Below are 8,201 nucleotides of genomic sequence, written 5' to 3' on the forward strand. Positions count from 1 at the left end.
CCGCCGAAATCTCGATAAAACTCCTCCTCGTCAACTACACAACTTGTAGTTCTGGCGCTTTCATAATTCATATATTTTCTTTGAGAAAAAGAACAAGACAATCTTATAACAAACAACATAAACCGTCAATGAAAATTTTTCATTGTCTATAAAACATATGAAAAAGGAGCACGCTTTGTGCTCCTTTTTTGTATAGAATCAACGAATTATTCAGCGCCAACTTCAGCTTTCACAACTTCTACAATACGATGTACATATCCATCACAAATCTCTTGTGTTGGTGCTTCTGCCATTACACGAATAAGTGGTTCTGTTCCAGAAGGACGAACAAGGATACGACCATCTCCGTTCATTTCTTCTTCTACTACACGGATGATTTCTTTAATTTTTTCATTTTCTAATGCTAATTTTTTGTCTGTTACACGAACGTTCACTAATAATTGTGGGAACTTTGTCATTTCACTTGCAAGCTCAGACAATGGTTTTTTCGTCATTTTCATAATGTTTACAAGCTGAAGTGCACTTAACATTCCATCTCCAGTTGTAATGTAATCAAGTAAGATAATATGACCAGATTGTTCACCACCAAGGTTATAACCGCCGCGTTTCATTTCTTCCATTACATAGCGATCACCAACTGCTGTTTTATCACTTGTAATACCGTTTGCTTCAAGCGCTTTATAGAAACCTAAGTTACTCATAACTGTTGAAACAACTGTGTTATGTTTTAGCTGACCGGTTTCTTTCATGTACTTCGCACAAATATACATAATTTGATCGCCATCAACGATGTTTCCTTTTTCATCTACTGCAATTAAGCGGTCTCCATCACCATCGAATGCAAGTCCAATATCTGCACCTTTTTCTTTTACTAGTTCTGCTAGACCTTCTGGATGCGTAGAACCAACACCATCATTAATGTTCATACCGTTTGGTGAAGTTCCCATTGTAGAAATATCAGCTTCTAAATCTGCAAATAAATATGGTGCTAAAGAAGACGTTGCCCCATGTGCACAATCTAAAGCAATATGTAAGCCTGAAAAATCTTCTTCTACAGTTTGTTTAATGTATTGTAAGTATTTTTGTCCACCTTCAAAGTAATCGTTCACTTGTCCAAGTTCTGTTCCTGTTGGACGTGGTAATTCATCTACTGCTTTATCTAATAAAGCCTCAATTTCTGCTTCTTGCTCATCAGTTAGTTTAAATCCATCTGAACCGAAGAATTTAATTCCGTTATCTTGTACTGGGTTATGAGATGCTGAAATCATAACACCTGCTTGTGCATCTAGTGCTTTTGTTAAATAAGCAACTCCAGGAGTTGAAATAACGCCAAGGCGCATAACTTCTGCTCCAGTTGATAATAGGCCTGCTACTAACGCACCTTCTAACATATGACCAGATACACGTGTGTCACGACCAATAATAACTTTTGGACGATCTGTATCTTTTGTTAATACATATCCTCCAAAACGCCCAATTTTAAACGCTAATTCTGGCGTCAATTCCTCATTCGCGACACCGCGCACACCATCTGTACCAAAATATTTACCCATTGCTATTCGCTCCTTTTTCTTGCTCTTTTTGTTTTTGAGTTTCCTCTTGTTTTTCTTCATTCTCTTTTTCAGGTTCTTTGTTTTGATCTTCTTCTTTTGGTTTTTCTGTCTCAGTCTCTTTATCTTTTTGTGAATCTGGTTGCTCTGGCTTACCTTGTACTTCTTGATCTGGTTTTTCTTTCTTTACAAGAGTTACCTTCGCATTTTTTTGTTTTGCTTCTATTGAAACACCATTAGGACCACTAACCTGAATTGGAATATCATGCGTACCAGAAGATATATTTTGTAGATTAATTGCCGCTGTTATTTGTGCTGCTGTTATTTTATCTACTATACTTGCTTCCCCTGAAATATCAACGCTTATCTTTCCATTCTGCGGGGAAAGTAGTTGTAAAGTGAATTCATCTGATAGTCCATTTTTTTGTATAGAAATGCCGTCGATTGTCTTATGCTTTGTACTTTTTTGCTTTTGCACTTCGACAGAAACCTTGACTTGGCTGGGACTTACATTTGTTACACCTTTCGGTAATAAAACAGAGGCATCGAATGTTGTAGACTCCGTAATTTTACTAAGATCTACTTCGACGCCCTCCAAGGACTTTATATTATCCAAAACATCTTTGGGACCCGCTATTGTCACCTCATTTGGCTCGATACTGATATTTGTAACAGCTAGCCCTTCCGGTGCATTTCCTTTTTTTGCATAAGTTAATGGAACTGTTTTCTCAATATTATTTGTCGCAGTTGAATTTGAAACTGGGATTGTAACATTTACTTTAGACGGTGTTGCTTGTAAGTCTAACTTCCGTCCGTCCTCATCATACAATACAATTTCAGCTGTCTTTGTGACTGTTTTTGTTATCCCCTTCAAATCAATATACGCTCTCACAAGCGCAACTTTTGCTAGTTCCTCTGCTGTACCGGTAACTTCAACAGTCCCTGGTTTAATAGTTGGATTAGCCCCCATACTACCACCCGGCATTTGATTCTCATTTGAATACTTCACTTCCACAGGAAATGATTTTTTTACCTTATTTTGAATCGTAACTTTAACTTTCTCTGGTTGAACTGTTGCTTTTAAATTGTTTTCCATCCCGGTATATTTTAAAGGAACGTCATATGTTCCAGTGGAGTACCCACGTAAATCTAAAGATACACCAAACTCGCGTTGTGACCTTGCTGCAGTAATCACGTTTTTGGGTCCTTCCAATTTTATTTTTACATACTTGGGGATGCCGCTTACAATATATTTATCTTCATCGTAGTTTACTGCTACTACAATGTTAGACACTGTTTCAGTTATATCACCTGTTGGAAACGGTGATGTATTCTTATTCCCTGTTGTACTTTTGTCTGACAAATTCGTTGACATGTAAAGCATGAACGCCAATAGTAATGAAATTCCTTTTAAAAACCAGTGGTTCTCCATTAACTTATCCATGACGCTTTCTCCTCCAATTCCAATTCCATAAAGATGAAGAAGTTGTTTTCATATTTCCACTAAACTCTGCTAAAAGCATTTCTTTCAGCTGTTCGACTTTTAAATCACGATGTAATTCTCCATTTTTAGTTAAAGAAATTTGGCCAGTTTCTTCTGATACAACTACTGTAATGCTATCAGTAACTTCACTAACTCCCATCGCAGCCCGGTGGCGCGTTCCTAATTCTTTTGATATGAACGGGCTTTCCGATAATGGCAAGTAACAAGCTGCTGCTTTAATCGTATTTCCTTGCATAATAACTGCTCCATCATGAAGTGGCGTATTTGGGATAAAGATATTAATGAGAAGTTCTGATGAGACATTCGCATTTAAAGGAATTCCGGTTTCCACATAATCTCCCATTCCAGTTTCTCTAGATAACGTAATAAGCGCACCAATACGTCGTTTACCCATATATTCAGTTGCCTTTGCCACTGCATTCGCAACGATTTCATATTCTTCTTCTTCCTGACCAATCGCACGGGAGAACAAGCTCCCTCTTCCTAATTGTTCAAGCGCTCGTCTAAGCTCTGGTTGGAAAATAATAATCACGGCTAAAAATCCCCATGTCAAAGCTTGGTCTGTAAGCCACTGTAATGTATGCAATTCAAATAAATAACTTAATATACGAACGATAATAATAACTGTAATCCCTTTCAAAAGTTGGACAGCTTTTGTACCTCGGATTACAAGAATTAGCTTATATATAACAAACCACACAACGGCGATATCTAATATCGTACTGAGATATTTCAAAAGGTTCATATCTCCAAAAGGCATGCTAACCCTTCCTCCTACTTATGAGCAATTTTATCCATATACTGAAATATTATTATTCTGCTCTATCTGTATGTATTTACAACAACTAGTTAATTATACCATACATGAAAGAAACGACAATTACAAACGATGTTACCATCTTGGTGGAAATTGGTAAGATGTCGAACTTTCTTTTACATAACGGTATAATATAACTCACTATTATACTCTCATTTTAAAATAAAAAAAGCAGCATTTCAGCTGCTTTTCTTACATTTACTTTAGTTTTTCACCGAATAAAGAACCCATTAAAGCTACTGCCGTTGTTGCCGTTCTATTTTTCTCATCTAGAATTGGATTTACTTCAACAAACTCAGCAGATGTAATAATATCAGCCTCCGCTAACATTTCCATCGCTAAGTGGCTTTCACGATACGATAGTCCACCAGTTACAGGTGTTCCAACTCCTGGCGCATCATGTGGATCAAGTCCATCTAAATCTAATGATAAATGAACACCATCTGTATGAGATAAATAAGCAATTGTTTCTTCCATAACAGCAGTCATACCCATACGATCAATTTCATGCATTGTAAACACTTTAATTCCTTCATTACGAATGAAGTCTTTTTCCCCTTCATCCAATGCACGTGCACCGATAATAACAACGTTTTCCTTTTTAATCTTCGGATACGCTTCATATAAATTAACGAGTGAAGAATGTCCATAACCTAAACTTGCTGCAAGTGACATGCCATGAATGTTACCAGACGGTGATGTCTCTTCCGTATTTAAATCCCCATGTGCATCGTACCAAATAACCCCTAAATTTTTATAGTGCTTTGCCACTCCTGCAAGTGTCCCAATAGCAATACTATGGTCTCCACCTAGTACCAGTGGAAAACGACCTTTTTCTATAATATGATCAACCTTACTTGCTAATTCATCGCAAACATTTGCAACTTGTGTAAGGTTTCTTAATTTTGTATTTTCATCTATCTCCTGTTCTCTTTCAATACATAGGTCTCCGATATCTTCTACGTCATACTCAATATTTTGAATTCTTTCAATTATTCCCGCATAACGAATTGCACTTGGCCCCATATCAACCCCGCGACGCATTTGTCCTAAGTCCATTGGAACTCCAACGATTGAAATTTCTTTCTTCATAGATAGTCTCCCCCTTTTATGCCTTCACTAAATATTTTAAATCTTTTATATAGTCTGACTCAACTCGACATTTTTTTGTATGTATATACACTCTATTCACTCATATTTATGTGAAAGTCTACATTTTGAATCTATTCTATGCATAAAATGAACCATTTCTAAGAAAATTTCATTACGCATGTATGTATTCATAATTGAAAATAAAAAAACGCCTCCTATATTAGAGACGTTTTTCTGATGCTATTTTCCATACAGATGCGATATTTCGTGCGGTTATTTCAATATTTTCCTTCGCTGCTATATAAGCTTCTTCTAGTGTCATTGGGCTTGATGTGGCACTAAACACAGCATCTATTCCTTCTTTATAAACTAAAATATGATTAGATAGTACAGAACCTCCAATAGCTATAACAGGTATATGAAATTGCTTTGCACGCCTAGCAACCCCAACTGGAGCTTTTCCATAAGCTGTTTGTACATCTATTCTTCCTTCGCCTGTAAGAACAAGATCGGCTTCTTTTATATGTTCATCAAAATTTGTATAATCCAATACAATTTCAATTCCTTTTCTTAATTTCCCTTGTAGTACAGCAACAACTGCTGCACCTAATCCCCCCGCTGCTCCTGCACCTGAAATCTTTTCTACATCAATATGTAACTGCTGTTTTAATAAATGAGCATAATGCTTTAAATTATCATCTAACTGTACAATCATCTCTCTACTAGCACCCTTTTGTTTTGCAAATACAAAAGATGCTCCTTTTTGTCCTGTTAAAGGATTATCCACATCACATGCTGCTTCTATTTTTACATGCTCTAAACGAGAATCCAATTTCGCTAAATCGAAAGAATCAATTGAATGTAAATTTCCACCGACAGGTTCTATTACTTGTCCATCTTTCTTTAAAAACTTTACACCTAGGGCAGAGAGCATGCCAGTCCCCCCATCGTTCGTAGCACTTCCTCCAAGCCCTAAAATGATGTGCTGTACGCCTTTGTCCAGCGCATCTAATATAAGCTCTCCTGTTCCTTTTGTTGTTGCGATGAGAGGATTTCTCTTTGCAACTGGAACATGATGTAATCCAGATGCTGCTGCCATTTCAATAAATGCCGTTCTTTCATCCCTCGAAATGCCGTAAAATGCCTCTACAAGCCCTCCAAGTGGGCCTGTTACATAAAGTGAAATAATCTTTCCACCCGTAGCATCAACAAGGGACTGGACAGTACCTTCTCCTCCGTCTCCGATTGGGACTTTTACATACTCAGCTTCAGGAAAGATTTTAGTAAATCCCTTTTCAATAGCCTTACATACTTCTATCGCTCGTAAGCTTTCTTTATATGAATCAGATGCAATAACAATTTTCAACACTCATCCCTCCATTCTCCGTATCCAAACACGCTTTAATTCGAACCTTATATTTCACTCTATCTTTCTATTGTAAACGAAATGAATGGAAACTTGTCCTTATTAAGCAGGATAAACAAAAAACCTTACATCTTTCGATGTAAGGTTTTTTCTAATTTATAATGGAGCCTAGCGGGATCGAACCGCTGACCTCCTGCGTGCAAGGCAGGCGCTCTCCCAGCTGAGCTAAGGCCCCGAAGTAACAAAGCGGAAGACGGGATTCGAACCCGCGACCCCAACCTTGGCAAGGTTGTATTCTACCACTGAACTACTTCCGCGAAAATGGTGAGCCATGAAGGACTCGAACCTTCGACCCTCTGATTAAAAGTCAGATGCTCTACCAACTGAGCTAATGGCTCGTAAATGGCTGGGCTAGCTGGATTCGAACCAGCGCATGACGGAGTCAAAGTCCGTTGCCTTACCGCTTGGCTATAGCCCATCAATATTTACTAGTATGCTTGTCTTTTCAAAAAAATAAACCTTTATCAGGTTGATTTTTAAAAATGGTGGAGGGGGGCAGATTCGAACTGCCGAACCCGAAGGAGCGGATTTACAGTCCGCCGCGTTTAGCCACTTCGCTACCCCTCCGACATGATAAGTTATATGGTGGAGGATGACGGGATCGAACCGCCGACCCCCTGCTTGTAAGGCAGGTGCTCTCCCAGCTGAGCTAATCCTCCAAAAGTGGTGACCCGTACGGGATTCGAACCCGTGTTACCGCCGTGAAAGGGCGGTGTCTTAACCACTTGACCAACGGGCCAAAAAGTTGTAATACCGTTCGCAAGCTTCCAACCGGGCTTGAACCGGTGACCTCTTCCTTACCATGGAAGTGCTCTACCAGCTGAGCTATGGAAGCATAATGGCTCCGCAGGTAGGACTCGAACCTACGACCGATCGGTTAACAGCCGATAGCTCTACCACTGAGCTACTGCGGAATAATGCAAGCCTGGCAACGTCCTACTCTCACAGGGACAAGGTCCCAACTACCATCGGCGCTAGAGAGCTTAACTTCCGTGTTCGGTATGGGAACGGGTGTGACCTCTCTGCCATCATTACCAGACTTTTATTATTATACACATTCTTTTCAGAATGTCAACAGGAATTTTAAATATATATTCCTTCAAAACTAGATAACATTTGTATTCATATTATATGGTTAAGTCCTCGATCTATTAGTATTCGTCAGCTTCACATGTCACCATGCTTCCACCTCGAACCTATCAACCTGATCATCTTTCAGGGATCTTACTAACTTACGTTATGGGAAATCTCATCTTGAGGGGGGCTTCATGCTTAGATGCTTTCAGCACTTATCCCTTCCGCACATAGCTACCCAGCTATGCCCTTGGCAGAACAACTGGTACACCAGCGGTGCGTCCATCCCGGTCCTCTCGTACTAAGGACAGCTCCTCTCAAATTTCCTACGCCCACGACGGATAGGGACCGAACTGTCTCACGACGTTCTGAACCCAGCTCGCGTACCGCTTTAATGGGCGAACAGCCCAACCCTTGGGACCGACTACAGCCCCAGGATGCGATGAGCCGACATCGAGGTGCCAAACCTCCCCGTCGATGTGGACTCTTGGGGGAGATAAGCCTGTTATCCCCGGGGTAGCTTTTATCCGTTGAGCGATGGCCCTTCCATGCGGAACCACCGGATCACTAAGCCCGACTTTCGTCCCTGCTCGACTTGTAGGTCTCGCAGTCAAGCTCCCTTATGCCTTTGCACTCTACGAATGATTTCCAACCATTCTGAGGGAACCTTTGGGCGCCTCCGTTACACTTTAGGAGGCGACCGCCCCAGTCAAACTGCCCACCTGACACTGTCTCCCG

5 protein-coding genes, 9 tRNA genes and 2 rRNA genes are annotated in these 8,201 nt (G+C 39.9%); all 16 read right to left on the minus strand.

What is annotated here, in order from left to right; translation table 11 throughout:
- Positions 1–206 precede the first annotated feature (206 nt).
- Positions 207–1,553, minus strand: a complete 1,347-nt coding sequence (gene glmM / locus KFD70_RS18420; protein ID WP_336453789.1) for a phosphoglucosamine mutase — start codon at positions 1,551–1,553, stop codon at positions 207–209.
- Positions 1,546–2,994 carry a CdaR family protein gene (locus KFD70_RS18425; protein ID WP_336453790.1) on the minus strand — a complete coding sequence of 483 codons (1,449 nt, stop codon included), beginning with the start codon at positions 2,992–2,994 and terminating at the stop codon, positions 1,546–1,548. The genes glmM and KFD70_RS18425 overlap by 8 nt, the downstream gene beginning before the upstream one ends.
- The gene (cdaA, locus tag KFD70_RS18430; RefSeq protein WP_336453791.1) at positions 2,987–3,814 is read right to left on the minus strand and encodes a diadenylate cyclase CdaA; all 828 of its coding nucleotides are present in this window, start codon (positions 3,812–3,814) and stop codon (positions 2,987–2,989) included. Before cdaA ends, KFD70_RS18425 begins: the two co-directional genes overlap by 8 nt.
- Positions 3,815–4,069: 255 nt before the next feature.
- On the minus strand, positions 4,070–4,963 hold the full coding sequence (gene rocF, locus KFD70_RS18435; protein ID WP_336453792.1) for an arginase: 894 nt from the start codon (positions 4,961–4,963) through the stop codon (positions 4,070–4,072).
- Positions 4,964–5,183: 220 nt separating this feature from the next.
- The gene (locus tag KFD70_RS18440) at positions 5,184–6,329 is read right to left on the minus strand and encodes a glycerate kinase (RefSeq protein ID WP_336453793.1); all 1,146 of its coding nucleotides are present in this window, start codon (positions 6,327–6,329) and stop codon (positions 5,184–5,186) included.
- 162 nt (positions 6,330–6,491) lie between these two features.
- Positions 6,492–6,564: transfer RNA gene (locus KFD70_RS18445), tRNA-Ala, on the minus strand.
- Positions 6,565–6,574: 10 nt separating this feature from the next.
- Positions 6,575–6,646 (minus strand) — tRNA-Gly (locus KFD70_RS18450).
- A 5-nt stretch (positions 6,647–6,651) separates the two neighbouring features.
- A tRNA-Lys gene (locus tag KFD70_RS18455) sits at positions 6,652–6,727 on the minus strand.
- Between the two features lie 5 nt (positions 6,728–6,732).
- A tRNA-Gln gene (locus KFD70_RS18460) sits at positions 6,733–6,807 on the minus strand.
- Positions 6,808–6,872: 65 nt separating this feature from the next.
- A tRNA-Tyr gene (locus tag KFD70_RS18465) sits at positions 6,873–6,956 on the minus strand.
- A 16-nt stretch (positions 6,957–6,972) separates the two neighbouring features.
- Positions 6,973–7,048 (minus strand) — tRNA-Val (locus KFD70_RS18470).
- 5 nt (positions 7,049–7,053) lie between these two features.
- A tRNA-Glu gene (locus KFD70_RS18475) sits at positions 7,054–7,128 on the minus strand.
- 23 nt (positions 7,129–7,151) lie between these two features.
- Positions 7,152–7,224: transfer RNA gene (locus tag KFD70_RS18480), tRNA-Thr, on the minus strand.
- A 4-nt stretch (positions 7,225–7,228) separates the two neighbouring features.
- Positions 7,229–7,303 (minus strand) — tRNA-Asn (locus tag KFD70_RS18485).
- 9 nt (positions 7,304–7,312) lie between these two features.
- Positions 7,313–7,428, minus strand: a 5S ribosomal RNA gene (gene rrf, locus KFD70_RS18490).
- A gap of 92 nt (positions 7,429–7,520) precedes the next feature.
- A 23S ribosomal RNA gene (locus KFD70_RS18495) occupies positions 7,521–8,201 on the minus strand; the annotation flags it as partial.

Origin of the sequence: Bacillus pfraonensis (assembly GCF_050768835.1) — a bacterium.
Classification (GTDB): domain Bacteria; phylum Bacillota; class Bacilli; order Bacillales; family Bacillaceae_G; genus Bacillus_A; species Bacillus_A pfraonensis.